General features: G+C 68.5%; 25 protein-coding genes. 13 read left to right on the top strand and 12 right to left on the bottom strand.

Annotation, left to right across the window (positions count from 1 at the left end; translation table 11 throughout):
* Positions 1–24: 24 nt before the first annotated feature.
* The 6 genes from AC1KAT_RS20200 to AC1KAT_RS20175 form a co-directional block, all read right to left on the bottom strand.
* Entirely contained in the window at positions 25–912 is an 888-nt protein-coding gene (locus AC1KAT_RS20200) for a branched-chain amino acid ABC transporter permease (protein WP_480328788.1), read from the bottom strand.
* A 184-nt stretch (positions 913–1,096) separates the two neighbouring features.
* The gene (locus AC1KAT_RS20195; RefSeq protein WP_480329212.1) at positions 1,097–2,272 is read right to left on the bottom strand and encodes an ABC transporter substrate-binding protein; all 1,176 of its coding nucleotides are present in this window, start codon (positions 2,270–2,272) and stop codon (positions 1,097–1,099) included.
* A gap of 141 nt (positions 2,273–2,413) precedes the next feature.
* The gene (locus tag AC1KAT_RS20190) at positions 2,414–3,628 is read right to left on the bottom strand and encodes an ABC transporter substrate-binding protein (RefSeq protein WP_480329210.1); all 1,215 of its coding nucleotides are present in this window, start codon (positions 3,626–3,628) and stop codon (positions 2,414–2,416) included.
* A gap of 40 nt (positions 3,629–3,668) precedes the next feature.
* Positions 3,669–4,373, bottom strand: a complete 705-nt coding sequence (locus AC1KAT_RS20185; protein WP_480328787.1) for an ABC transporter ATP-binding protein — start codon at positions 4,371–4,373, stop codon at positions 3,669–3,671.
* Between the two features lie 2 nt (positions 4,374–4,375).
* The gene (locus tag AC1KAT_RS20180) at positions 4,376–5,155 is read right to left on the bottom strand and encodes an ABC transporter ATP-binding protein (RefSeq protein ID WP_480328786.1); all 780 of its coding nucleotides are present in this window, start codon (positions 5,153–5,155) and stop codon (positions 4,376–4,378) included.
* Positions 5,152–5,997: an IclR family transcriptional regulator gene (locus tag AC1KAT_RS20175; RefSeq protein ID WP_480328785.1), complete on the bottom strand. Its 846-nt coding sequence runs from the start codon at positions 5,995–5,997 to the stop codon at positions 5,152–5,154. The genes AC1KAT_RS20180 and AC1KAT_RS20175 overlap by 4 nt, the downstream gene beginning before the upstream one ends.
* A 363-nt stretch (positions 5,998–6,360) precedes the next feature.
* Between AC1KAT_RS20175 and AC1KAT_RS20170 the strand changes: the two genes are divergently transcribed.
* The 3 genes from AC1KAT_RS20170 (at position 6,361) to AC1KAT_RS20160 (ending at position 8,287) form a co-directional block, all read left to right on the top strand.
* Entirely contained in the window at positions 6,361–6,900 is a 540-nt protein-coding gene (locus AC1KAT_RS20170) for a cytochrome b (protein ID WP_480328784.1), read from the top strand.
* Positions 6,901–6,941: 41 nt separating this feature from the next.
* Entirely contained in the window at positions 6,942–7,511 is a 570-nt protein-coding gene (locus tag AC1KAT_RS20165) for a YceI family protein (protein ID WP_480328783.1), read from the top strand.
* A 200-nt stretch (positions 7,512–7,711) separates the two neighbouring features.
* On the top strand, positions 7,712–8,287 hold the full coding sequence (locus AC1KAT_RS20160; protein ID WP_480328782.1) for a YceI family protein: 576 nt from the start codon (positions 7,712–7,714) through the stop codon (positions 8,285–8,287).
* A gap of 24 nt (positions 8,288–8,311) precedes the next feature.
* Here AC1KAT_RS20160 and AC1KAT_RS20155 read toward each other — a convergent pair whose 3' ends face one another.
* The gene (locus AC1KAT_RS20155; RefSeq protein WP_480328781.1) at positions 8,312–10,120 is read right to left on the bottom strand and encodes an ATP-binding protein; all 1,809 of its coding nucleotides are present in this window, start codon (positions 10,118–10,120) and stop codon (positions 8,312–8,314) included.
* Between the two features lie 322 nt (positions 10,121–10,442).
* Here AC1KAT_RS20155 and AC1KAT_RS20150 point away from each other — a divergent pair, with 322 nt between their 5' ends.
* On the top strand, positions 10,443–11,996 hold the full coding sequence (locus AC1KAT_RS20150; RefSeq protein ID WP_480328780.1) for a methyl-accepting chemotaxis protein: 1,554 nt from the start codon (positions 10,443–10,445) through the stop codon (positions 11,994–11,996).
* 19 nt (positions 11,997–12,015) lie between these two features.
* Here AC1KAT_RS20150 and AC1KAT_RS20145 read toward each other — a convergent pair whose 3' ends face one another.
* The gene (locus AC1KAT_RS20145; protein WP_480328779.1) at positions 12,016–14,091 is read right to left on the bottom strand and encodes an ATP-dependent helicase; all 2,076 of its coding nucleotides are present in this window, start codon (positions 14,089–14,091) and stop codon (positions 12,016–12,018) included.
* Between the two features lie 77 nt (positions 14,092–14,168).
* On the opposite strand from AC1KAT_RS20145, the gene AC1KAT_RS20140 reads away from it, so the two are divergent.
* A complete protein-coding gene (locus tag AC1KAT_RS20140; protein ID WP_480328778.1) occupies positions 14,169–14,867 on the top strand; it encodes a class I SAM-dependent methyltransferase in 699 nt (232 codons plus the stop codon).
* Positions 14,868–14,885: 18 nt separating this feature from the next.
* On the opposite strand, the gene AC1KAT_RS20135 is transcribed toward AC1KAT_RS20140, so the two are convergent.
* A complete protein-coding gene (locus AC1KAT_RS20135; RefSeq protein WP_480328777.1) occupies positions 14,886–16,178 on the bottom strand; it encodes a leucine-rich repeat-containing protein kinase family protein in 1,293 nt (430 codons plus the stop codon).
* A 160-nt stretch (positions 16,179–16,338) separates the two neighbouring features.
* Between AC1KAT_RS20135 and AC1KAT_RS20130 the strand changes: the two genes are divergently transcribed.
* Positions 16,339–16,809, top strand: coding sequence for a hypothetical protein (locus AC1KAT_RS20130; RefSeq protein WP_480328776.1), 471 nt, complete (start codon positions 16,339–16,341; stop codon positions 16,807–16,809).
* 23 nt (positions 16,810–16,832) lie between these two features.
* On the opposite strand, the gene AC1KAT_RS20125 is transcribed toward AC1KAT_RS20130, so the two are convergent.
* Positions 16,833–17,654 (bottom strand): M90 family metallopeptidase, encoded by an 822-nt coding sequence (locus AC1KAT_RS20125; RefSeq protein WP_480328775.1) that lies wholly within the window; start codon positions 17,652–17,654, stop codon positions 16,833–16,835.
* Positions 17,655–17,994: 340 nt separating this feature from the next.
* Here AC1KAT_RS20125 and hpf point away from each other — a divergent pair, with 340 nt between their 5' ends.
* From hpf to hprK, 3 genes are all read left to right on the top strand, one after another.
* Positions 17,995–18,333, top strand: coding sequence for a ribosome hibernation-promoting factor, HPF/YfiA family (gene hpf, locus AC1KAT_RS20120; RefSeq protein ID WP_480328774.1), 339 nt, complete (start codon positions 17,995–17,997; stop codon positions 18,331–18,333).
* Between the two features lie 358 nt (positions 18,334–18,691).
* The gene (ptsN, locus tag AC1KAT_RS20115) at positions 18,692–19,162 is read left to right on the top strand and encodes a PTS IIA-like nitrogen regulatory protein PtsN (protein WP_480328773.1); all 471 of its coding nucleotides are present in this window, start codon (positions 18,692–18,694) and stop codon (positions 19,160–19,162) included.
* Positions 19,159–20,115 (top strand): HPr(Ser) kinase/phosphatase, encoded by a 957-nt coding sequence (hprK, locus tag AC1KAT_RS20110; protein WP_480328772.1) that lies wholly within the window; start codon positions 19,159–19,161, stop codon positions 20,113–20,115. Before ptsN ends, hprK begins: the two co-directional genes overlap by 4 nt.
* A gap of 150 nt (positions 20,116–20,265) precedes the next feature.
* On the opposite strand, the gene fur is transcribed toward hprK, so the two are convergent.
* Positions 20,266–20,697, bottom strand: a complete 432-nt coding sequence (fur, locus tag AC1KAT_RS20105; protein ID WP_480328771.1) for a ferric iron uptake transcriptional regulator — start codon at positions 20,695–20,697, stop codon at positions 20,266–20,268.
* A 118-nt stretch (positions 20,698–20,815) separates the two neighbouring features.
* On the opposite strand from fur, the gene AC1KAT_RS20100 reads away from it, so the two are divergent.
* From AC1KAT_RS20100 to AC1KAT_RS20085, 4 genes are read left to right on the top strand one after another with little or no spacing between them, the layout of a single operon-like run.
* On the top strand, positions 20,816–21,358 hold the full coding sequence (locus AC1KAT_RS20100; RefSeq protein ID WP_480328770.1) for an outer membrane protein assembly factor BamE: 543 nt from the start codon (positions 20,816–20,818) through the stop codon (positions 21,356–21,358).
* Positions 21,355–22,167, top strand: coding sequence for a 4-hydroxy-tetrahydrodipicolinate reductase (dapB, locus tag AC1KAT_RS20095; RefSeq protein ID WP_480328769.1), 813 nt, complete (start codon positions 21,355–21,357; stop codon positions 22,165–22,167). The genes AC1KAT_RS20100 and dapB overlap by 4 nt, the downstream gene beginning before the upstream one ends.
* Before the next feature lie 5 nt (positions 22,168–22,172).
* The gene (locus tag AC1KAT_RS20090; protein ID WP_480328768.1) at positions 22,173–22,844 is read left to right on the top strand and encodes a MotA/TolQ/ExbB proton channel family protein; all 672 of its coding nucleotides are present in this window, start codon (positions 22,173–22,175) and stop codon (positions 22,842–22,844) included.
* 3 nt (positions 22,845–22,847) lie between these two features.
* Entirely contained in the window at positions 22,848–23,282 is a 435-nt protein-coding gene (locus tag AC1KAT_RS20085; protein ID WP_480328767.1) for an ExbD/TolR family protein, read from the top strand.
* 7 nt (positions 23,283–23,289) lie between these two features.
* Here AC1KAT_RS20085 and thiE read toward each other — a convergent pair whose 3' ends face one another.
* Positions 23,290–24,732 carry a thiamine phosphate synthase gene (gene thiE / locus AC1KAT_RS20080; RefSeq protein ID WP_480328766.1) on the bottom strand — a complete coding sequence of 481 codons (1,443 nt, stop codon included), beginning with the start codon at positions 24,730–24,732 and terminating at the stop codon, positions 23,290–23,292.
* Positions 24,733–24,740 lie beyond the last annotated feature (8 nt).

Genomic DNA, 24,740 nt, shown 5'->3' with positions numbered 1-24,740 from the left:
GCCGGGGCGGGGGTCGTGCTCACGTCACTTCTCCTTGCCGAAGAGGCCGGCGGGGCGCAGCACCAGCACGATGGCCATGATGACGAACACCACGATGTTCGAGGCCTCGGGGTAGAACACCTTGGTCAGGCCCTCGACAAGCCCGAGCGCGATGCCGGTGAGCACCGAGCCGAGGATGGACCCCATGCCGCCGATCACCACCACGGCGAAGACCACGATGATGAGGTTCGAGCCCATCAGCGGCGTGATCTGGATCACCGGCGCGGCCAGCACGCCGGCCAGCGCCGCGAGGCCAGCACCGGCCGCGTAGGTCAGCGTCACCATCAGCGGCACGTTGATGCCGAAGGCCTGCACCAGGCGCGGGTTCTCGGTGCCGGCGCGCAAGGTGGCGCCGAGCCGCGTGCGCTCGATGAGAAACCAGGTGCCCAGGCACACGACCAGCGAGGCCACGACGACCCAGGCCCGGTAGTTGGGCAGGATCATGAAGCCGAGGTTGGTGGCGCCTTGCAGCGCGTCGGGCACCGAGTACGACTGCCCCGAGACGCCGTATTGCTCGCGGAACAGGCCTTCGAAGATCAGCGCAAGGCCGAAGGTCAGCAAGAGCCCGTAGATCGGGTCGAGCTTGTACAGGTGGCGCAGCAGCAGGCGTTCGATCAGCACGCCCAGCGCGCCCACGGCCAACGGCGCGAGGACGAGCGCGAACCAGTAGTTGATGCCGAAGCGTTCGAGCGCGTACCAGGCGACGTAGGCGCCGATCATGTACAGCGCGCCATGCGCGAAGTTCACGATGCCCAGCAGGCCGAAGATCACCGCGAGGCCCAGGCTGAGCATCGCGTAGAACGAGCCGTTCACCAGGCCCAGCAGCAACTGGCCGAGGAAGGCCTGCAGGGGGATGCCGAAGATGTCGATCATGGGCGGGATCCTCCGCTGGGGCTTGCTGCTGATCGCGCGGCGCCTTCAAACGCTCGCAGAGTGCCGAGCGTTTTCACCGCCAAGACGCCAAGAGCGCGAGGTTCGCCAAGGCTGCGCTTGTCCATTCTTTGCGTCCTTCGCGCTCTTGGCGTCTTGGCGGTGAAACTCTTCGCCCGCCACGCATTCACTTCCACAGCGCGCATTTCGATTCGGCCTTGTTCGTGAAGGCGTCTTCGCCCTTGATGGTCTGCACGATCTTGTAGTAGTCCCAGGGCTCTTTCGACTCGGCCGGCGTCTTCACCTGCATCAGGAACATGTCGTGCACCATGCGCCCGTCGGGCCGCACGTAGCCGCCTTTGGCAAACATGTCGTTGATCTTGTTCTTGCGCAGGTGCGCCATCACACGGTCGGCGTCGTCGCTGCCCACGGTCTTGACCGCGCTCAGGTACTGCCAGGTCGCCGAGTAGTCGGCCGCCTGGATCATCGACGGCATCTTCTTCATCACACCGAAGTAGCGGCGCGACCAGGCGCGCGTTTCGGACGACTGGTTCCAGTACCAGCCGTCGGTGAGGTACATGCCCTGCGTGGCTTTCAGGCCCAGCGAATGGACATCGGTGATGAAGAGCAGCAGGCCCGCGAGCTTCATGCTCTTCGTGATGCCGAATTCGTTGGCGGCCTTGATGGCATTGACGGTGTCGCCGCCCGCATTCGCGAGCCCGAGGATCTGCGCGCGACTCGACTGCGCCTGCAGCAGGAAGGACGAAAAATCGCTCGCGGCGAGCGGGTGCCGCACCGAGCCCACGACCTTGCCGCCGGCGGCGGTGACCACCGCCGCGGTGTCGTTCTGAAGCGCCTGCCCGAAGGCGTAGTCGGCGGTCAGGAAGTACCAGTTCTTGCCGCCCGACTTGACCACCGCGTTGCCCGTGCCCTTGGCCAGCGCCACGGTGTCGTAGGCGTAGTGGATGGTGTAGGGCGAGCACTGCTCGTTGGTCAGCGTCGAGCTGGCCGCGCCGATCGAGATGAAGACCTTCTTCTTCTCGAGAGCCACCTTGGCCATCGCGAGGTTGGCGCCGGTGTGCGCGCCGCCCAGCAGCAGGTCCACGCCCTGCGTATCGACCCATTCGCGCGACTTGGCCGAGGCCACGTCGGCCTTGTTCTGGTGGTCGGCCACCAGCAGCTCGACGCGCTTGCCGTTGACGTGCCCGCCCATGTCGGCAATGGCCATCTTGATGGCCTCGACGCCACCCAGGCCGTCGAGGTCGGAGTACAGGCCCGACAGGTCGGTCATGAAGCCGATGCGGATCACGTCGCCCGAGTACTGGGCCTGGGCGGGCCCGGTCGCGCCGAGCGTGCAGCCCAGCGCCGCGAGCGCGAGGGTGCGTCGAAGGGGCGCCCTCACCCCGACCCGATCCCGGAGGGAGAGGGGGTGGGCCGCGCGCGGGGCAGAGGGCGTCTTCTTCATGGTCTTCTTCTCGGCAGGCACGGGGGCGTCAGCGTGGCGTCACTTCCAGGTCGCGCACTTGGTTTCGGCCTTGGTGGTCCAGGCCTCTTCGCCCTTGAAGGTCTGCACGACCTTGTAGTAGTCCCAGGGTTCGGTCGACTCCTTCGGCGTCTTCACCTGCATCAGGTACATGTCGTGCACCATGCGGCCGTCGGCGCGCACGAAGCCGCCCTTGGCGAAGATGTCGTTGATCTTGGTTTTGCGCAGGTGGGCGAGCACCTTGTCGGCGTCGTCGCTGCCGGTGGCCTTGACGGCGTTCAGGTACTGCAGCGCCGCCGAGTAATCGCCGGCCTGCAGCGAAGACGGCATGCGCTTGAACTTCTCGAAGAACTTGCGGCTCCAGGCGCGCGCCTCGGGGTCGCGGTTCCAGTACCAGCTGTCGGTGAGGTACATGCCCTGCGTGGCCTTCAGGCCCAGCGAGTGCACGTCGTTGATGAACATCAGCAGCCCGGCGAGCTTCATGGTCTGCGTGATGCCGAACTCGTTGGCCGCCTTGATGCTGTTGATGGTGTCGCCGCCCGCGTTGGCCAGGCCCAGGATCTGCGCCTTGCTCGACTGCGCCTGCAAGAGGAACGACGAGAAGTCGCTCGCCGACAGCGGGTGCTTGACCGAACCCACCACGGTGCCGCCGGCGGCCTTGACCACGGTCGAGGCGTCGTTCATCAACTGTGCGCCGAAGGCGTAGTCGGCCTGCAGGAAGTACCAGCTCTTGCCGCCGGCCTTGACCACCGCGTTGCCCGTGCCCTTGGCCAGTGCGACCGTGTCGTAGGCCCAGTGGATGGTGTACGGCGAGCACTGCTCGTTGGTCAGCGCCGAGGTCGCCGCACCGACCGAGATGAAGACCTTCTTCTTTTCGAGCGCGACCTTGGCCATCGCCAGGCTCGTGCCCGAGTTGGTGCCGCCGATCAAGAGGTCGAGCCCTTGCGTGTCGAACCACTCGCGCGCTTTGCTGGCGGCCACGTCGGGCTTGTTCTGGTGGTCGGCGTAGACCACCTCGATCTTCTTGCCAGCAATCGCACCGCCCAGGTCGGCCACCGCCATGCGCACCGCCTCCACGCCGGCCGGCCCGTCGATGTCGGAGTACAGGCCCGACATGTCGGTGATCACGCCGATGCGGATCACGTTGCCAGAAATCTGCGCCTGCGCGGCGGGGGCGAATGCCAGTGCGCCGGCACAGGCCAGGGCGCACGCGGCGGCGGTCTTCTTGAACTTCATCATGGCAATCTCCTTCTGGGGACGAGGGGCGACAAGGCGGTCACACGCCGAGGTACTCATGCAGTTGCGCCATGCGCTCGGGCAGCTGTGACTGGGTGAACTCCTGGAGGATCTGGCCGTGCTCCATCACGAGAAAGCGGTCGGCCAGCGGAGCGGCGAAGCGGAAGTTCTGCTCGACCATCACGATGGTGTAGCCCTGCTTGCGCAGCGCGATCACCATCTCGGCGAGCTTTTGCACGATGACCGGGGCCAGGCCCTCGGAGATTTCATCGAGCAGCAGCAGCTTGGCTCCGGTGCGCAGGATGCGCGCGACCGCGAGCATCTGCTGCTCGCCGCCCGACAGACGCGTGCCCTGGCTCGACGCGCGCTCGCGCAGGTTGGGAAACATGCCGTAGATCTGCTCGATGCCCATGCCGCCCTCGGCGAGCTTCGGCGGCAGCAAGAGGTTTTCTTCGGCCGAGAGGCTGGCGAAGATGCCGCGCTCTTCGGGGCAGTAGCCCAGGCCCAGGCGCGCGATGCGGTGCGTGGGCAGGCCGATGCACTCGGTGCCGTGCACGCGGATCGAGCCCTTGCGGCTGCCGGTCAAGCCCATGATGGCCCGCAGCGTGCTCGTGCGGCCCGCGCCGTTGCGGCCCAGCAGCGTCACGACCTCGCCTTCGTTGACCGTGAAGTTCACGCCATGCAGCACGTGCGACTCGCCGTACCAGGCGTGCAGTTCGCGCACTTCGAGGAAGGGGGTGGCCATGCTCAATGCGCTCCTTGCAACTCGACGTTGGCGCTGCCCATGTAGGCCTCGATCACCGCCGGGTTCTTCGACACCTCGGCGTACGGGCCTTCGGCCAGCGTGGCGCCGCGCTGCAGCACGGTGATGGTGTCGGCGATGCTCGACACCACGCTCATGTTGTGCTCGACCATCAGCACGGTGCGGTCGGCCGCGACCTTCTTGATGAGCTGGCGGATGCGGTCCACGTCTTCGAGGCCCATGCCCTGCGTCGGCTCGTCGAGCAGCATCAGCTCGGGTTCCATCGCCAGCGTGGTGGCGATCTCGAGCGCGCGCTTGCGCCCGTAGCTCAGCTCGACGGCCGTCAGCTCGGCAAAGCCTTGCAGATCGACCGCCGCGAGCAACTGCATGGCGCGCTCGTTGAGCGAGAACAGCGAGCGCTCGGGCCGCCAAAAATGAAACGAGGTGCCCAGCTTGCGCTGCAGGGCCACGCGCACGTTTTCGAGCACGGTGAGGTGCGGAAACACCGCCGAGATCTGGAACGATCGGATCACCCCGCGCCGCGCGATCGCCGCCGGCGACTCGCGCGTGATGTCGCCGCCGTTGAAGACGATCTGCCCCGAGGTGGGCGTGAGGAACTTGGTCAACAGGTTGAAGCAGGTGGTCTTGCCCGCCCCGTTGGGGCCGATCAGCGCGTGGATCTGGCCGCGCTTGACGCGCAGGTCCACCTTGTCAACGGCGACGAAGCCCTTGAACTCTTTCGTGAGCGCGCGGGTTTCGAGGATGTACTCGTGGCTGGAACTCATCGCCCCTCCTTGGTCTGGCCGTTCGCGTCGGCGGCGCTCGGCATCCAGCCCAGCCGCAGCGACAACTGGCGCGCCACGCGCATCACGGTGTCGCGCTGTTCGGCCCAGGTGCTGTCGTTGACGGTGGCTTTCTGCAGGCACACGCCCACACCGGCCACCACGTGGCCTGCGGCGTCGAACACCGGCGCGCCGAAGCTGAACACGCCTTCGCGCACGCTTTCGTCGTCGGTGCTGTAGCCGCGCTGGCGCACCTCGGCCAGTTCGGCCAGCAGCTCGCTGCGCCGAAGGCCCGGGCGGTTCATGAAGGCGGGCATGCGCGCGGTGGGCAGCAGGTGCTTGACCGCAGCCTCGTCGTGAAACGCCAGCATCGCCTTGCCGCTGGCGGCGCGGCAGGCGGGCAGCCGCATGCCGACGGTGAAAGCCAGGCCGAGCGGGCGCTCGCCGTGGCGCGCGGCGACGTAGACGACCTCGTCACCGTCGAGCACCGAGAGGATCACCGTCTCTTGCGGAGGCGTGCGCAGCTCGGCCCACAGCGCGTTGAACTCGCCAGCGGGGCTGGTGTGGGCGGCGAAGGCGTGGGCCAGGCCCATCACGCGTGGGCCGATGAAGAAGCCGCCATCGTGCTGGCGGCGCAGGTAGCCGAGCGCGAACAAGGTGTTGCACAGGCCGTGCACGCTGCTCTTGGGCAGACCGAGCCGGGCGGCGAGCCGGGCCATGGTCATCGACTCGCGCTCTTGTTCGAGCAGGTCCAGCACCGCCAGCGCGCGGGCCACGGCGGGCACCAAGGCACTGGCCGGGCGGCGCGGGCCGCCCGAGGCGGCTGCGAGTTCGGGCTGGAGCATGAGGCCGGGTGTGGTCGTGGGTGAAAGGGCTTTGCGGGGCTCTTGCGCTTGCAAATCCTCGCGCCAGCGGCCGACCTGAAGGTTCAGCCCCTTGAACGAGGTTCGATCCATCGAACACTGTGCCGAACCAGTCTATGCAGCCGCGTCGTTCAAAGCGAGCCCACTCAGGTGAAGGGCAGGGAAAGTCCGATCAGGGTTTACACGTAGTTACGAACGTGGGCTGCATCCAGGTTCGACCGGCGCCCGTCTGGCAAGGGCACCGACTTTTTTTGAACGGTCACAACAAGTGGGGTGAAAGGGCTTGCGAATCGAGGCCCCTACATTCACCCATCATCGAAACCGACGCTGACAGGGGGCTTGCAAATGAAGAAACCGACAACGCGCTACAGCGGCGTGGCCATCGCGCTGCACTGGGTGCTGGGGCTGGCCATCATCGGCGCCTTTGCGATGGGGCTGTACATGTCGGACCTGCCGTTTTCGCCGCGCCGGCTGCAGCTCTACAACTGGCACAAGTGGGCGGGGGTGACGATCCTGACGCTGTCGGCGCTGCGGCTCTTGTGGCGCCTGACGCACCGCCCGCCGGCCGACCCGCCGATGCCCGCGTGGCAGGCCGCCGCCGCGCACTGGACGCACCGGCTGCTGTACGTGCTGTTCTTCGCCGTGCCGCTGGTGGGCTGGGCGTACAGCTCGTCGGCGGGCTTTCCGATCGTGCTGTACGGGGTGATTCCGCTGCCCGACTTCGTGCCGGTGGACAAGGCGCTGTCCGAAGCCCTCAAGCCCTGGCACGCCTACCTCGCCTACGCGATGGCCGTGCTGGTGCTGATGCACATCGGCGCGGCGCTCAAGCACCAGTTCATCGAGCGCGACGGGCTGATCCTGCGCATGCTGCCGGGTCGCTCGTGAACGCCCACCGCCCCCTTCGCCTCATTCACTTCAGGATTGCCATGAAACGCTTGTCGTCATTGACCGCGGCCGCCGCCCTCGCGCTGGCCTTCGCCAACCCGGCCTTCGCGCAGCAGAAGCTCGTGCCCGCGCAGAGCGAGATCGCCTTCACCAGCCGCCAGATGGGCGTGCCGGTGGACGGCAAGTTCAAGAAGTTCGACGCCCAGGTTGCCTTCGACCCGAAAAAGCCCGAGGCCGCGAAAATCGCCTTCACGGTCGATCTGGCCAGCGTGTCGTTCGGTGCGACCGACACCGAGGTCGAGGTGGCCAAGCCCGACTGGTTCAACACCAAGGCCTTCCCGCAGGCCAGCTTTCAGTCGAGCGCGGTGAAGGCCGCCGGCCCGGGAAAATTCGAAGTCACCGGCAAGCTCAGCATCAAGGGCGCCACCCGCGACGTGGTGGTGCCGGTGGCGCTTGCCCAGACCGGCCCGACCACCACCGCAACCGGCAGCTTCACGATCAAGCGGCTCGATTTCAAGATCGGCGACGGCGACTGGAAAGACACCTCGATGGTCGCCAACGACGTGGTCGTGAAGCTCAAGCTCGCCTTGACCGGCGTGCCGGCGCTCTGACCCGTTCTTGTTCTTCGTGGCCGCCTGAGGCTTGCGAAGACGTTTCAACGCCAAGGCGCCAAGGAACGCAAAGATCGCCAAGAAGACACAAGGCCTGCTCTGCTTCGCGTCCTTTGCGTTCCTTGGCGCCTTTGCGTTGAAAAACCTCACCCACCCTCCCCGTTCCCTTCAACAGATCACCCCCTCCACAAGGACTCACCATGACCAAGACCCTGCTTGCTTCCCTGACCATCGCCCTGCTCGCCGCCACCGGTGCGGCCCACGCGCAAAGCGCCACCTACGCCATCGACCCGACACACACGCAGGTCATCTTCGAGGCCAAGCACTTCGGCGTCAGCACGAACCGGGGCCGCTTCGACGGCAAGGAAGGCGCCGTGGTGCTCGACAAGGCCGCGAAGACCGGCAAGGTCGAGATCAACATCGACATGGCCTCGATCAACACCGGCGTGGGCCCGTTCGACGGCCACCTGAAGAGCAAGGACTTCTTCAACGCCGAGCAGTTTCCGCGTGCACGTTTCGTCGGTGACCAGTTCACCTTCACCGGCGACAAGCTCACCTCGGTGAGCGGCACGCTGCTGATGCTGGGCAAGATCCAGCCGGTCACCCTGACGGCCAGCGGCTTCGGCTGCTACGACCACCCGCGCCTGAAGCGCGAGGTCTGCGGCGGCGACTTCGAGACCACCATCCAGCGCAGCGCCTGGGGCATGAGCTACGGCCTGCCGGGCATCCCCGACAGCGTGCGCCTGCTGATCCAGGTCGAAGCGATCAAGCAGTAAGCGGCACGGCTCACGCCGCGCCGCTCAGGCGGCCGGCGTGCGTTCGAGAAAGCGGCGCAGTGCGTCGCGCAACTGCTCTTCCCTGAAGGGCTTGGTGAGGTGCTCGTCCATGCCGGCCGCGAGGCTCTTCTCGCGGTCGCCGTCGAGCGCGTTGGCAGTCAGCGCCACGATGGGCGTGCGCTCGGCGCCCTGTTCGGCCTCAATCGCCCGCATGCGGCGCGCGGCCTCGAAGCCGTCCATCACCGGCATGTGGCAGTCGAGCAGCACGAGGTCGGGGCGCTCGGCAGCGAAGGCCTCGACGGCCTGGGCGCCGTCGGTCACGACCTGCACGGCCACGCCGATCTTCTGCAAGGCCGCCTCGGCCACGAGCGCGTTGACGAGGTTGTCTTCGACCAGCAGCACGCGCCCTTGCAGCGGCGGGGTGGGGGCTTCGAGCGACACATCGACGGCCGCCACCGGCGCGACTTCTTGCGCCGGCAGGTTGAGCGTGACCGTGAAGCACGAGCCCTTACCCACCTCGCTGCTGCAGGTGAGGTCGCCGCCCATCGCGTGCGCCAGTTCGCGCCCGATGGTCAGGCCCAGGCCGGTGCCGCCGAAGCGCCGGGTGAACGAGCCATCGGCCTGCTGGAAGGCGTCGAAGATGCGCGCGAGGTCGTCGGGCGCGATGCCCACGCCGGTGTCGTGCACCGCGATGCGCGCGCGCCCGCGGCCCACGTGGTATTTCGCGATCACGGTCACCGAACCCATCTCGGTGAACTTCACCGCGTTGCCCACCAGGTTGTGCAGCACCTGTCGCACGCGCGCCGGGTCGCCCCGCACCGGGCAGGGCCGCGCCATGTGCAGCTTGGCGGTCAGCGTGAGGCCCGCCTCGCAGGCCGGTGGAATCGACAGCGAGACCACGTCTTCGATCAGCGCCGCGAGGTCGAACACCTCGTCGGCCAGCTTGACCTGCCCGGCTTCGAGCTTCGAGAAGTCGAGCACGTCGTTGATGAGCGTCAGCAGGTGCTCGCCGGCGCGCTCGATCAGCGCGAGCTGCTCGCCGAGCGCGGCGCCCTTGCCCTGCTGCAGCATGCGCGTGAGCCCGAGGATGCCGTGCAGCGGCGTGCGCATCTCGTGGCTCATGGTCGCCAGGAACTGGCTCTTCACATGGCTTTGCCGCTGCGCGAGCTGCAGCGCCTGCGCGCGCTCTTCGGCGATGCGGTCGGTGTCGAAACGCAGCCGCAGCAGTTCACGGATGCGTGCCTCGGAACGCCGCGCCTCGAAGAACAGCAGACCCAGAAACATCAGCACCGCCAAGCCGCTGTAGAGCCCGCCCCGCTGGGCGGTGGACAGCGCCCACACGGCCACTGGCAGCAGCGTGCTCACCATGAACACCACACTGGCGCGCCAGCTCGGCTGCAGCACGAACATGCCCACGGCCGCCACGCCCACCACCGCCGTCACCAGCATCTGGGTGACGTCTTCGGGCGCGTGAGGCACCAGCCACGTGCCGAGCAGGCTCCAGACCAGGCCATCGAGTGCCAGCGCGCCGATGAACCAGCGCTGCCACACCCGACCGCCGTCGTCGCCGGTGGCCTGGAAGAAACGGAAGCTCAGCACGAAGCGGAACACCGCCACGCAGCAGCGCAGGGCGAACCAGCCCCACAGCAGGTCCGTCGGCAGGTAAGGCCTCAGGCCCACGCACACCAGCACCGCGAAGACCACGCCCACCAGCGTGGACGACTGCGACCGGCGAAACAGCATCGCCGTCTGCTCGGCGAGCACGCGTCGATCCAGCGCGGCGCGCTGCGCCACCACCGGGTCGAGGTTGGCCGACGGCGAAGCTGCGGGCATACGCGAACTCAAGCGGGCCGCTCAACGGCCCCAGGGGTGCGATTCATGGTCGTGGGCACGGGGGCGCGCCGCAAAACGGGTGAGCGAAAAACGCGGGGCAGGACCGGGGCGCGGGCGCATGGCGCACGCAAGCCCCGGGCCGCGCCCGCTGCCATGCCAGCTTGCCGCCGATGCTGACACTGGGCTGACGGAATAAGGCCGGAGGAACCCTGCTGTTCCGCCGATCCGTTCAATTTGTTCAAATTTAAAGTTCGGCGGCGGACCTTGAAGAGTCAACCGGCATCCGGTGCCCGTCCGCGCACCCGCCTTGCAAGGAATGTCCATGAGTCCGCTCGCCCAAATGAAGATCGGCACCCGCCTCACCGTGGTGCTGAGTTGCGTGCTGGTCACGCTGGCCGCCGTGGCCGCTGCCGGCCTGTGGGGCCTGCGCACGATGGGCAGCACGAGCCAGCGCCTGCTCACGCAAGACGTGGTGCTGGCCGAACGTGCCGCCGAGATCCAGACCACCGTGCTGATGGCGCGCCGCTATGAGAAGGACGCGGTCATCAACCTCGCCGACAGCGCCAAGCTGGCCGACTATGCGAAGCGCTGGAACGGCGTGCGCACCCACATGGGCGAACTGGTGCAACGCATCCGCCAGCTCGACCTGACGGCCGAAGACGCCGAGGCGCTGGCGAGCATCGAGAAAAACTTCGCCGCCTACGCCAGCGGCGTGAGCGGCACGCTCGCGCGCATGCAAAGCGGCGAACTGACGACCCCGGGCGACGCCAACGCCGACATCGACCGCGTGAAGGCGGCCGTGCGCGGCCTCGAGTCCACCACCGAGCAGATCAACACGCGCGCGCTGGAACGCGCCGCGCGTGCCGGTGAAACCGTGGCGCAGGTGCAATCGCGCGCCACGCTGCTGCAGCTGGGCCTGTCGGGCTTTGCGGTGGTCCTGGCCATCGGCCTGTGCTTCGTGGTCACGCGGTCGATCACCGTGCCGTTGCGAGAGGCCGTGCAGACCGCCGAAACCGTGGCCACGGGCGACCTGCGGGTGCAGATCGCCGTGCGCGGCCGCGACGAGATTGCGCAACTGCAGGGCGCCATGGCCCGCATGACGGGCGCGCTCACGCGCATGGTCGGCCAGGTGCGCGACGTGTCGGACTCGATCGCCACCGGCTCGTCGCAGATCGCCCACGGCAACGCCGACCTGAGCCAGCGCACCGAAGAACAGGCCAGCAACCTGCAGCAGACGGCCGCGTCGATGGAGCAGCTGACCGCCACCGTGCGCCAGAACGCCGACACCGCCCGCGCCGCCACGCAGCTGGCCTCGCGCGCCAGCGAGGTCGCCAGCGAAGGCGGTCAGGTCGTGCACCAGGTCGTGTCGACGATGAACGAGATCAACGACAGCTCGAAGAAGATCGCCGACATCATCGGCGTCATCGACGGCATCGCCTTCCAGACCAACATCCTCGCGTTGAATGCGGCGGTCGAGGCCGCGCGCGCCGGCGAGCAGGGCCGCGGTTTCGCGGTGGTGGCCGGCGAGGTGCGCGCGCTGGCCCAGCGCAGCGCGGCCGCGGCCAAAGAGATCAAGGGCCTGATCGGCGACAGCGTCGAGCGCGTCGAAACCGGCGCCCGCCTGGTCGGTCAGGCCGGCGAGACGATGGACGCCATCCTCGACAACGTGCAGCGCGTGAACGACCTGATCGGCGAGATCAGCTCGTCGAGCCAGGAGCAATCGACCGGCATCAGCCAGGTCGGCGATGCGGTGGCCCAGCTCGACCAGGTCACGCAGCAGAACGCCGCGCTGGTGGAAGAAAGCGCCGCCGCGACCGAAAGCCTCAAGCACCAGGCGCAGCGCCTGTCCGAGACGGTGGCCGCGTTCAAGGTCTGAGGGGCCGCACCGGCGCCGCTCAGGGCTTGGGGTCCACCGCCGCCGCGCCGGCCGCGCGCTTGGCGGCCGCGTCGCGCAGCGCCTTGAGCTTTTCTCGCGGATCTTCCTTGGCCTTGGCCTCGTGCAGCTTCATCTCGGCGATGAAGCGGCTCGGGATGGCCTGCACCGTGTCGCGCCCCTTCTTGCGACGACGCAGCACGCTCACCGCCAGCGTGCGCCGTGCGCGCGTGATGCCAACGTACATCAGGCGGCGCTCTTCTTCGAGGCGATGCGCGGTCATGTCTTCGTCGTCGCTCTTGAAGGGCAGCAGGCCTTCGTTGACGCCAGCCAGCACCACGTGCGGCCATTCGAGGCCCTTGCTCGCATGCAGCGTCGAGAGCGTCACCACGTCTTGTTCGTCGCCGCGCTCGGCCAGGCTGATGATCACCGAGATGGTCTGCGCGACCTCGATCACACTCTTGCGCTCGGTCTCGACGGTGGTGCCGCCGTCGTTCTCGATCTCGCCGCCGCAGCGCTTGGCGATCCAGTCCACGAAATCGAGCACGTTCTGCCAGCGCGAGGCGGCCAGCTTCTCGCTGTCTTCGCCTTCGTAGAGGTGCTTTTCGTAGTCGATGTCTTTCAGCCAGCCCAGCAGCAAGGCCTTGGCGTCTTCGTTGCCCACCGTGTGGCGCGCACGGTATTCGAGGTCGTTCACGTAGCGCCCGAACTCGTGCAGCGAGCCCACGGCGCGGGCGTTGAGCATGGTGCCCAGGCTGTCGGCGAACAGCGCCTCGTAGAGGCTCGTCTTCCACTTGGCCGAGAACTCGCCCAGCGAGGCCAGCGTCTGGTGGCCGATGCCGCGCTTGGGCGTGGTGATGGCGCGCAAAAAAGCGGGGTCGTCGTCGTTGTTGACGATCAGGCGCAGCCAGGCGCAAAGGTCCTTGATCTCGGCGCGGTCGAAGAAGCTCTGCCCGCCCGACACCTTGTAGGGGATGTTCGCGCGGCGCAGCGCCTTCTCGAACACACGCGCCTGGTGGTTGGCGCGGTAGAGGATGGCGAAGTCCTTGAACGCCACGTCGCCGCCGGTGCCCGCGCCCGAGGCGACCCCGCCGTTCGCACGGATCGACTGGATGCGCGCCACCGCGCGCTCGGCCTCGTGCTCTTCGCCGTCGCACTCGACCAGTTGCACCGGCTCGCCGTCGCCGAGGTCGCTCCAGAGCTTCTTCTCGAACAGCTTGGGGTTGTTGCCGATCACCGCGTTGGCCGCGCGCAGGATGTACCCGGTGGAGCGGTAGTTCTGCTCCAGCGGGATCACCTGCAGCTGCGGAAACTCCTGCGGCAGCCGGCGCAGGTTGTCGATGGTCGCGCCGCGCCAGCCGTAGATGCTCTGGTCGTCGTCGCCCACGGCGGTGAACATCGCCGCCTCGCCGACCAGCGACTTCAGCAGCTCGTACTGGATGGCGTTGGTGTCCTGGTACTCATCGACCAGCACGTACTTGAGCGTGTTCTGCCACTTGCTGCGAGCTTCTTCGTCGGTCAGCAGCAAGCGGTGCGGTAGGCCGATCAGGTCGTCGAAATCGACCGCCTGGTATGCGGCCAGGCGCTCTTCGTAGCGCTTCATCACGCGGGCGGCGACGCGCTCGTCGTCGTTCTTGGCCTGCGCCTCGGCCTGGTCGCTGTTGAGGCCCTGGTTCTTCCAGAGGCTGATGGCCCACTGCCAGCGCCGCGCGAGCGCGATGTCGTTCGACCCGCCGGCTTCTTTCAGGATGCCCAGCACGTCGTCGCTGTCGAGGATGCTGAACTGCTCTTTCAAGCCCAGCCGCTGCCCTTCGGTGCGAAGGATGCGCACCCCCAGCGAGTGGAAGGTGCTGATGACGAGGTGCTTCGCGGCGAAGGCGCCCACCAGCTGCTTGGCCCGCTCGCGCATTTCGGCGGCGGCCTTGTTGGTGAAGGTGATGGCGGCGATCTGCCCCGGCGCATAACCGGCTTCAAGCAGGCGCGCGATCTTGTGGGTGATGACGCGGGTCTTGCCCGAGCCCGCGCCCGCCAGCACGAGGCAGGGGCCGGCGAGGTGATGCACGGCCTGCATCTGGGCGCTGTTGAGGGTGTCGGCCATGGTGTCCTGAGGGGCCCCCAAAAAGGGCCGCGCATCATAGCGAAGCGCCCCGCGCACCCAGGCGCCTACACTGGCCCATGCCCGGCTACCTGACCAAACACGAGCGCATCGCCATTTCGGGCGTGGCCGACCTCCACCTGCGCTCGCTGCTCGACCGTCAGCAGTTCCACGACCCGCACGATGCGGCGCTGCGCCAGGGCATCTCGTCGGCGATGTGGCCGCTGTTCGGGCTGCTGTGGCCGTCGGGGCGGCAACTGGCCGAACGCATGGCGACCCGCCCGGTCACCGAGGGCGAACGCATCCTCGAAGTGGGCTGCGGCCTGGGGCTGGCGAGCCTGGTCAGCCACCGCCGCGGCGCCGACGTGACGGCCAGCGACTGTCACCCGTTGACCGCGCGCTTTCTCACCGAGAACCTGCGGCTCAACGACCTGCCGCCGATGAAGTACCGCCACGGCCACTGGGCCGACGGCGCGCTCGACGCGGCCCCGGCCGGCGCGCAGGACCTGCCCTGCGTCGAGGGCCGCTTCGAGTTGATCATCGGCAGCGACGTGCTCTACGAGCGCGACGACGACAGCACGCTCGCCCGCTTCATCGGCCGCCACGGCACGCCCGGCGGCGAGGTGTGGGTGGTGGACCCGAACCGCGGCAACCGCGCGGCCTTCACGCGCCAGATGTGCCGCATGGGCTATGCGCTCAGCGAAGAGATGCTGCACCGCCCGGCGGTGGCGCTGGAAGCGGTCTACCGCGGGCGCCTGCTGATGTACCAGCGGCAGTGAGGGTGGCGCTCGCGCCCCTCAGGGCGAAAGCGCGTCCACGACCTCGGTGAACGACGGCCGCCCGGCCACGTCGTCGTGCAGGCAGCGGTCGCGCAGGGCCGCCCAGGCCACAGGCGCGGGCGGGTCGCAACGCGCCAGCAGTTCGTCGAGCAGGCAGCCGAACGCGCGCACCTCGATGCGCTCCAGCGCGTCGGCGGTCGGGCCCGCCGGGGCGAAGGCTGCCGCGCCGAAGTCGCTCAGCAAGGCCTCGCCCCCGTGTTCGCGCCACAGGATGTTGTGCGCGTACAGGTCGCCATGCGTGATGCCGCGTGCGTGCAGGTGCTGCAACGCCCCCGCCACGCCGCGCAGCAGGGTCGCCGCGGCGTCGGGTGCGAGGCGCTGTCCCTCGGCATAGACGTCGCGCGTGCAGCTGTCGAGGCTGGGCGGCGCGGCCAGCGGGCGAAAGCCCGGTTCGATCAGGCGCATCACCAAGCCCTCGCGGCCTTCGGGGTGGCCGACGACGCGGCCCAGCACCTCGGTCAGCCCCGCGTGCGGCTGCGAGGCGATGAACGCGGCCATCTCGCTGTGCGGCAGGCCGTCGCTGGTGATGTCGCCCTTGAAAAGCTTCACGGCGACCTCGGCGGCGCCCCAGCCCGCGCGCCGAATGACCCCCGACGCGCCCTCGCCCAGCACCGGCCCGGGCGTGAGCGCCGCCCAGTCGATCGCCGCGATGGGGTGGCGCGCGACCGCGTCGGCCTCGGCGGCGTCGCCGAAGGGGTTGCCGGCGCAGGCCAGCCACGCGAGCCGCGGCAGCGCCTGCAGCCACGCGGGCAAGGTGTCGAAGCGATTGGCGGCGATGCGCAGCAGCTCCAGGCGCTCGCACGCGGCCAGGTCGGCAGGCAGGCTGTGCAACTGGTTGCCGGTCAGCATCAGCTTTTGCAGCGACGCCAGGCGGCCCAGGCCCGCGGGCAGGGCCTGCAGCTGGTTGTCGGTCAGCACCAGCGAGCGCAGCGAACGCGGCAACGCCTGCGCGTCGAAGTGCGCGATGCGATTCGCGCGAAAGCCCACCGTGTGCAGTCGCTCGCAGCGCCCCACCGCCAAAGGGATGTGCGTGAAGGCGTTGTGCGAGCAGAACAGCACGCGCAGTTCACGCAGCCGGTGCAGGTCGTCGGGCAGCGCATCGAGGGCATTGCCGCTGAGGTTGAGCACCTCGAGCGTGTCGGCGAGGTCGAAGATTTCGCGCGGAAATTCGCGCAGCCCGCACGCGAGGTCGAGCCTCCGCAGGCCGGTCAGCCGGCCGGCGCGCAGGGCGGCGAGGGTGTCGTCGTTCATGGCGCGGCATTGTCGCGGCGGGCCCGATGGGGGCGTTCGGGCACATGGCACCCCGGTGACCCGCCTCGCGTCACCCCTTGCTGCGCCGCATGAAGCGCAGCCGGGCGAATGGGCGCATGCTCGCCGCACGCCGCCGCCCTCGCGGCGTGAGGAGTGCGCGATGAAGACCCTCCGTTCCTCTGGCCGCCGCGCCCGCAGCGCCGGCCTGCGCCGCTGGCTCGGCGCCTGCGGTGCGCTGCTGGCGCTGGCCCTGGTACCGGGCGTGACCTCGGGGGTGACGCCCCGCGGTGACACATCGGCCGCGTCCACCAGCATCGTCAACTGCGTCGGCACCGACCGCATCGTGTTTCGCGCCGGTCGCACGGGGGTCGAACTCGACCCGCGCGACCGCGAACGCGTGACAGCGCAGATGTTCGACCGCTATCCGATGCTGGCGCGCGATGGGCTGGTGCCGGCGGCCATCGTGCTGTGGCATCCGCCGCGGGGCGACTGGCTGTACGCCACGCTGCTCGAAGACCCCGAGCGCCCGGGCAACCGGTGCTACGCCGCCCACGTGGTAGCCGATGGGCTCGAACTCACCCCGCTGCTGATGAAGAAGTACTTTCCGGCCGACCTGCCGCTTTCACCCTGAGCGGCCATGCGCCGCCGAGCCGGTCACCAGCTGAGCGGGTTCACGCGGTACAGGCCGCGCAGCTCGTCGAACAGGGCGGGGTGTTCGTCGGCCAGGCGCTGGGGCTGTTCGAAAAACACCTCCGACGCGACGGCGAAGAACTCGGCCGGGCTGGTTGCGCCATAGAAGTTGAGCAGGGCGGGCTCGCCGCGCGCCTCGCGGGCGCGCAGTTCGTCGAAGGCCTCGCCCAGCACCCGCGACCAGCGCGCATAGCGTTCGCGGCGCGGCAGCAGCGGTGCGCCGTTGGCGGAGCCGTTTTCCTGGTCGAGTTGGTGGGCAAATTCGTGGATGACCACGTTCTGGCCGTCGTCGGCCACCGCCGCGCCCTCGACCGTGTCCTGCCACGACAGGATCACCTGGCCCTGCGACCACGACTCGCCCGAGAGCACCTGTCGCTGATCCTGCTGCACGCCGGCGTCGAGCGCATGCACGCGGTCCACGATGAACGCCCCCGGGTACACCAGCACCTGGCGCAGCTTGGGGTAGTAGTCGGTCGGCCGGTTCAGCAACAGCAGGCAGGCCTGCGCCGCGATGGTCACGCGGATCTCGTCGGTGATCTCCAGACCCCGGCAGCCGATGATGGGCTTTTCGGCCAGGAAGACCTGGATGTGCCGCTTCAGTTGCAGCTGCAGGTCGGCCGGCAGGCCGCGCACATGGGGCACGCGCCGCCGCAGGATGTCGCGCCAAGCCGGTGGAAAGGGCTGCGCCGCGATGCGCGCACGCCGGCGCGCCACGCGCCGCGGGTGCCAGAACAACCAGGCGATGCAAACCAGCGCGACGGCCAGGGTCAAAGACAGGAGCGGCATGGCGGGCCCGGCCGTTGAGGATCACCCCAGATGCGTGCACTCGCCGCACTTTCAACGGGCTTGCGGGTTTTCCACTGGTGCACAAATGCACGACAACGTGGCTTCTCATGCGCTCGCCGCATCGAAAAACCCCACCGGGCTGCACTTTTGCACGCTGCCCCGCACCACCTCTGCCCTCAATCAAAGAGCAGGTTTTCAAACGCTTGTCATCGCGTCGGGTTCAGGTGCACACTGGGTCGCACCGGCCCCTGGTCCCCAGGGCCTCTCCGCAAAGCGCCACGCGCCCCTCTCCCCCTCTTCCCCTCGCGTCATTGCCTCCCCCACCCCGAAAGGAGTCCTCATGAACTTGACGATCAGCGGCCACCACCTCGACGTGACCCCTGCGCTGCGCGAGTACGTTCGCACCAAGCTGGAAAGAGTCACCCGGCATTTCGACCAGGTCGTCGATGTGAATGTGCTGCTCTCGGTGGAGAAGCTGAAGGAAAAGGAGCGAAGGCAGAAGGCCGAAGTCACCTTGCACGTGAAGGGCAAGGACATCTTCGTGGAGCAAAGCCACGAAGACCTGTACGCGGCAATCGACCAGTTGATGGACAAGCTCGACCGCCAGGTCTGCCGCCACAAGGACAAGGTGCAAGACCACCACCATGTCGCCGCCAAGCGCATGGATGCGACCTTGTGACGCTGTTCACGTCACACCCTGAAAAGGCGGCCTGCGGGCCGCTTTTTTGTTCGAGCACCCCACGGTCGATGTGGGACATTGCGCGTGACGCGTGGCCCCGCACGGGCGGGACACCCCCATTCCGGGCAGGGGCAAACGCGCATTGCTGCATTGCAGCAGCAGGTGCACAATGAATTCAATTCGAGCGAGCCGGCGATGCAAGACCCCGTTTCTATAATCGTTGGTTTTTGTTTCCACCCGCGAGCCATGGGGCCTGGCCCCAGCTTTCGAGCCCGTATGGGGCACCCCTCAGCCGGCAACCGACCCGAGGGTGCCCGACAGCCAACGCCTTCTCGAAGGCAGGACCTGTGATTTGCCGATGAATCGACTCGCTGCCATCCTGCCCGTCAGCAACGTCCTGGTGGACGTTGACGCCACCAGCAAGAAGCGCGTGTTCGAACACGCCGGTCTGCTGTTCGAGAACCAGCACGCGATCGCGCGCGCCACGGTCACCGACAACCTCTTCGCACGCGAACGGCTGGGCTCCACCGGCCTCGGCCACGGCGTGGCCATCCCGCACGGCCGCATCAAGGGCCTGAAGAACCCGCTGGCGTCGGTCATCCGCGTGCAGCAGCCCATCCCCTTCGACGCCCCCGACGACGCGCCGGTGGCGTTGCTGATTTTTCTGCTGGTGCCCGAGGCCGCGACGCAGCGGCACCTCGAAATCCTGTCCGAGATCGCCGAGATGCTCAGCGACCGCGAACTGCGCGAGCGGCTCAAGACGGAAGACAGCGCGGCCAAGGTGCACGAGCTGATTTCCAACTGGGAACCGCTCAAGTCGGTCGCGTGAAACCCACCGTCATCAGCGCGGAGGCGCTGTTCGAAGAACACCGCGCCGCGCTGCGCTGGGAATGGGTCGCGGGCCACGCCCACCCGGAACGCCGATTCGACGAAGCCGCCGTGCGCAGCGCGCAGTCGGCCGCCGACCTGATCGGCTACCTGAACTACATCCACCCCTACCGCGTGCAGCTCGTCGGCCGCCGCGAGGTCGCCTACCTGCTGAACTCGTCGCCCGAGGACCAGGAGCGCCGCATCTCGCGCATCGTGACGCTGGAACCGCCGGTGGTCATCGTCGCCGATGGCCAGACGCCGCCGGATCGCCTGGTGGCGATGTGCGACCGGGCCGACATTCCACTCTTCGTCACCAGCGAATCCGCCGGCCAGGTGATCGACGTGGTGCGCGGCTACCTGGGTCAGCTCTTCGCCGAGCGCAACACGCGCCACGGTGTGTTCATGGACATCCTCGGCCTGGGCGTACTGCTCACCGGCGAATCGGGCCTGGGCAAGAGCGAACTCGGCTTGGAGCTCATCTCACGCGGCCACGGGCTGGTCGCCGACGACGCGGTGGACCTGTACCGCGTGTCGCAAACGTCCATCGAAGGCCGTTGCCCCGAGCTGCTGATGAACCTGCTCGAAGTGCGCGGCATTGGCCTGCTCGACATCAAGTCGATCTTCGGCGAGACCGCGGTGCGCCGGAAGATGCGCCTGAAGCTCATCGTGCACCTGGTGCGCAAAGAGGTGATGGAGCGCGACTTCGAGCGCCTGCCCTACGAGCCGCTGACCGAAGACGTGCTCGGCATCGCCGTGCACAAGGTCGTGATCGCGGTGGACGCCGGCCGCAACCTGGCCGTGCTGGTCGAAGCGGCCGTGCGCAGCACTATCTTGCAGCTGCGCGGCATCGACACCTACCGCGAGTTCATCGAGCGCCACCAGCGCGCCATGCAGAAGAACGAAGGCAACTAGCCCCCCAGTCGCTTCGCTCCTGCCCCCAAGGGGCGCCACCCATCGAGGCGCTTGCTTCGCTCGCTTGTTGAGCGCCCCACCATCCCTTCGCTCAAGCGGAGGCCGCCGATGTGCAACGCATGGCACCGCTCATCGGCGACACAGAGGCCCTTAGCGCTTTTTGTATTCGCAGTTCTTCTTCGTGCACACCGCGTAGAGCGACAGCGCGTGATCTTGCAGTTCGAAGCCACGGGTCTGGGCGACCATCTTCTGGCGCTTCTCGATCTCGGGGTCGTAGAACTCTTCGACGCGGCCGCAATCGACGCATACGAGGTGGTCGTGGTGCTTGCCTTCGTTCAGCTCGAAGACCGCCTTGCCCGATTCGAAGTGGTTGCGCGACAGGATGCCGGCCTGCTCGAACTGCATCAGCACACGGTAGACCGTGGCCAGGCCGATGTCAGAGCCTTCGGCCAGCAGCGCCTTGAAGACATCTTCCGCCGTCATGTGCCGCTGGGACGGGTGGTTCTGGAAGACCTCCAGAATCTTGATGCGGGGCAGCGTGGCCTTGAGGCCACTGCTCTTGAGTTCGTCGGCGTTGGACATGAGGGTTCTCGGGGCGTCGCGCATGTGGCTATGGGCAAGGTCGTCGAACCACCCAATGGCTAGAATCCGCCGCATCATATCGAGTCGGGTGCGCATTCGCCGCACCCCTTCCCGCATCATGCGAATCCCAGCTTTCACGGCAGCGCGCGCGCTGCTGGGGTTGTCGGCTCTGTGGGCGCTCAGCGGCTGCGGCTCGCTTCAGTCCAGCGACAACTTTCTCGGCGTCCTCACGCCCTACCGTCTCGAAGTGGTGCAGGGCAACGTGCTCACCAAAGAGATGGTCGCCCAGGTCAAACCCGGGCAGACCCGCAACCAGGTGCGCGACCTGCTCGGTTCGCCGCTGCTGGCCGACGCCTTCCACGCCAACCGCTGGGACTACGTCTTCACCATCCGCCGCCAGGGCACCGAACCCCAGCGCCGCAGCGTGGTGGCGCACTTCGACGGCGACACGCTGCGCTCGCTCGAAGGCGGCAGCGACCTGCCGACCGAGGCCGAGTTCGTGGCCTCGATCGACACCTTCAAGACGAAGCGCAACGCCCGCCCGCTGGCCTTGAGCGACGAGCAGGTGAAGGCGCTGCCCGTGCCGGCCAAGCCCGCCCCCGTCCCCACCGAGCCCGAAGGGCCGAACCGCACCTACCCGCCGCTGGAGCCCGCCCGATGAGCACCGACCTTCTGCGCATCGCCATCGCCGGCGCCTCCGGCCGCATGGGCCGCATGCTGATCGAAGCGGTCGATGGCGCGCCCGACTGCACGCTGGCCGGGGCGCTCGACGTGCCGGCGAGCCCGGCCCTCGGGCAGGACGCCTCGGCCTTCCTCGGCCGGGCGAGCGGCGTGAACATCGTGTCGGACCTGCGCGCCGGCCTCGGCAACGCGCAGGTGCTGATCGACTTCACCCGCCCCGAAGGCACGCTGGCACACCTGGCCGTGTGCCGCGAGCTGGGCGTGAAGGCGGTGATCGGCACGACCGGTTTCACCGACGAGCAGAAGGCGCAGATCGCCGAGCACGCGAAGCACATCGCCATCGTGATGGCGCCCAACATGAGCGTGGGCGTGAACGTGGTGCTCAAGCTGCTCGACATGGCCGCGCGCGCCTTGAACGAGGGTTACGACATCGAGGTCATCGAGGCCCACCACCGCCACAAGGTCGATGCGCCCAGCGGCACCGCGCTCAAGATGGGCGAGGTGGTGGCCGCAGCCCTCGGGCGTGACCTGAAAGACTGCGCCGTGTACGGCCGCGAAGGCGTCACCGGCGAACGCGACCCATCGACCATCGGCTTCGCCACCGTGCGCGGCGGCGACATCATCGGCGACCACACCGTGCTCTTCGCCGGCACCGGCGAGCGCATCGAGATCACGCACAAGAGCAGCAGCCGCGCGACCTACGCGCAGGGCAGCCTGCGGGCCTCGCGCTTTCTGGCGACGCAGGCGAGCGGCCTGTTCAGCATGAACGACGTGCTGGGCATGGCGTGACGCCGATGAGCAGCCTCTCGATCTTCTGGAGCCAGGGCGACTTCATCACGCGGGGCGTGGCGCTGCTGCTGTTGCTGATGTCCATCAGCGCGTGGGTGCTGATCTTCTGGAAGGGCTGGCTGCTGCGCCGCGTGCGGCGTGACATCGCCCGCGCCGTGCCGGCCTTCTGGTCTGCGCCTCACATCAACAGCGCGCGCGAGCAGCTCGCTGCCTTCGACCGCGAAGGCGTGCTGCGCCCCTTGTTCGACGCCGCCGTGGCGACGCCGCCGCAAGGCACGCTCGAAGCGCGCGGGCACATCGAGTCGCAGCTGACGCGCCGCCTGCGCGACGCGCTGCACCGCGTGCTGGCGCAGCTGCAGTTCGGCCAGGTCGTGCTCGCCTCCATCGGCAGCACCGCGCCCTTCATCGGCCTGTTTGGCACGGTCTGGGGCATTTACCACGCGCTGGTGGCGATTGCCGGCGCCGGCACGATCACCATCGAGAAGGTCTCGGGCCCGGTCGGTGAAGCGCTGGTGATGACAGCCGCCGGCCTGGCGGTGGCGATCCCGGCGGTGCTCGCCTACAACGTGTTCGGCAAGCTGGTCGGCGCCTGCGAGGCCGACCTCGAAGGCTTCGCGCACGACCTGCGCGAGATGGTGGCCGACGCCCCCGCCGACGCGGCGCTCACCGAGTCCTGAGCCATGGCCTTCGGCCGCCTCGAACGCACCACCGGCCCGCAGCCGATGAGCGACATCAACATGACGCCGCTGATCGACGTGATGCTGGTGCTGCTGGTGATCTTCATGATCACCGCGCCGCTGATGACGACGAGCCTCAAGCTCGACCTGCCGACGGCCGAGGCCGCCGCGCCCTCTGAGGCGGCACCCTTCATCGCCGTGGCGCTTGACGCGAAGGGCCAGCTCTTCGTGGGTGACGAACCGGTCGAGCCGGAGGTGTTTGCGCAACGCGTCGAAGCCGCCGCCAAGAAGAACCCGCAGACCGAAGTGCAGCTGCGGGCCGACAAGGCCGTGCCCTACGGCCAGGTGGCCGAACTCATCGGGCAGGTGCAGAAGGCCGGGCTCAACCGCATCGGATTCGTGGCCGAGCCGGTGGCCGCAGCGGCTTCGTCCCGCTGAGCCGCGCTCAGCGCGCCTCGAACAGGCGCATGAAGCGCCCCGCCGCCTCGCGCGGGTCGGCGGCCTGCGTGACCGCGCTCACCACCCCCAGCGCATCGACCCCACACGCCAGCACGCCCGGCGCGCGTTCGAACGAGATGCCCCCGATCGCCACCACCGGGTAGCGCGGCTGCGCGCGTGCGGCCCACAGGCGCAGGCGGTCCAGGCCGACGGCGTCGTAGCGCATCGCCTTCAGCGTGGTCGGGTAGACCGGGCCGATGGCCAGGTACGAGGGCTGCACGGCGTGGGCGCGCGCCATCTCCGCCGGCGTGTGCGTGCTCAGGCCCAGGCGCAGGCCAGCCCGCTGGATGGCCGCGAGGTCGGCCGTGGCCATGTCTTCTTGCCCGAGGTGCACGCCATAGGCGCCGTGCGCGATGGCCGCCTGCCAGTGGTCGTTGATGAACACCTGCGCGCCGGGGGTGCGCTGCCCGGCGGCGACGCTGCGGCGGATGTGCGCGTCGATGGCTTCGGCCGGGCGGCTGCCCGCCTTGGCACGCAGTTGCACGGTGCGCACGCCCCAATCGAGCAGGCGCTCGACCCAGTCGGCGTCATCGACGATGGCGTAGAAGCCCAGCGGGCCGCTGAGCGGTGCGAAGGCGGGCGCCGCCCACGCGGGGTCGTCGCCCCAGCGGAAGCGGGGCAGGTGCGTGCTGTCGGCGCGCGCCGCCGCGTTCACATGCGGGCGCCCCTGCGGCTGGACCCGCGCCTGGGCGATGCCGGCCTGCACGCGCACGCGCGCTTCGGTCGCGGCTTCGAACACGTCCCAGCCCTGGGCCAGCAGGCCGGCGAGCGCGGCCGAGAACACGCAGCCGGTGCCATGGGCCGAAACCGGCAGGCGCGGTGCACGCAGCGCGGCGCGGCGCTGGCCGTCGAAAACGAGGTCCACGCTGTCCGCCCCCTCGGCATGGCCACCCTTGAGCACCACGGCGTGGCTGCCCAGGGCGTGCAGCGCCTCGACCGTCGGGTCGCCCCCGCCCAGCAGCGTGCAGGCCTCGGGCAGGTTGGGCGTGACGACCGTGACGTGGTGCATCAGCTCGCGCAGCGCGGCGAGAAAGTCCGCTTCGTCGCCGGTGGTGGCGCGGCCGTTCGACGCGGCGAGCACCGGGTCGAGCACCACCGGGCAGCGGCGCGCCGACGCGAAGGCGATGGCCTCGCGCACCACGGCCGCCGAGCCCAGCAGGCCGAGCTTCAATGCGGCGGGTTCGCCATCGGCCAGCACGGCCTGCAGCGCGTCGCGCACGAGGCGCACGTCCACCGGCTCGGCGCGGGTGAAGCCTTGCGCGTTCTGCACCGTGAGGGCGCTGACGACGCTGGCGCCGTCGAGTCCCATCGCGGCCCAGGTGGCGAGGTCGGCGGTGAGGCCGGCGCCGTGCACGGGGTCGTGGCCGGCGAGGGTGAGGAGTCGGGGCATGGGTGGGT

The sequence above is a fragment of the Piscinibacter sp. PDB5-1 genome, from assembly GCF_056676035.1.
This window is presented reverse-complemented; position numbering and strand designations above follow the sequence as displayed.